At 47.4% G+C, this 766-nt stretch carries 1 protein-coding gene and 1 pseudogene; both read right to left on the bottom strand.

The window, feature by feature from the left end:
• A pseudogene (hslO, locus tag ACWHAR_RS26230) lies at nt 1-246 on the bottom strand (redox-regulated molecular chaperone HslO); the annotation flags it as partial.
• 11 nt (nt 247-257) lie between these two features.
• Nucleotides 258-766 (bottom strand): type III pantothenate kinase (locus ACWHAR_RS26225; RefSeq protein WP_452088316.1); only part of this gene is annotated, 509 nt, incomplete at its 5' end.

The following is a 766-nucleotide window of genomic DNA, read 5'->3' as shown; positions in this document are numbered from 1 at the left end:
TTTGGCATTGGCATCAGCTACAATAGCTCCGATCGGACCTCCGCCCTCGATTTTCACGGTCAGCTTATCATCGCCCTTCAGCATAGCGCCGAGCATGAGTGAAGCTGTCATTGTGCGTCCCAATGCAGCGGATGCTGTCGGCCACGTACCATGGCGTCTCTGCCCCTCATTTACCATATCAGTCGTTCTCGCCGCATAAGCCCGAACTTTTCCGTCATACGCAAGTGCTTTTACTAAATAATCCATTACTAAACCTCCTATACACTTCCTACGCGGTTTCTTTCATAAATCAATTCCAGCCCTTTTAGGGTTAAGAATGGATCAACGATGTCTATACAATCTGATTCGTTCGCAATGAGCGGCGCCAGGCCTCCTGTCGCAATGACCTTTGGTTCCTGTTTTGCCTGCCATTTCATTCGCTTAACGATTCCTTCCACTTGGCCGACATAGCCAAATAAAATCCCAGATTGCATCGCGCTAACAGTGTTTTTTCCGATAATATTGTCGGGCCGGGTGATTTCGATACGCGGAAGCTTTGCTGCACGCGAGTAAAGCGCCTCTGTCGAAATTGTAATCCCAGGGGCAATCGCCCCGCCCATGTATTGTTTGTTTTCATCAATATAGCAGTACGTTGTGGCGGTTCCGAAATCGACAACAATTAATGGATTGCCGTATAAGTGTATCGCAGCGACAGCATTTACGATTCTGTCTGCCCCCACTTCTTTCGGATTGTCATATTTTATATTTAAACCGGTTTTCATACCTG

Source organism: Bacillus sp. LR--39 (assembly GCF_053613335.1).
Note: the sequence above shows the minus strand (reverse complement) of the source record. Positions and strands in the feature narration are given on the sequence as shown.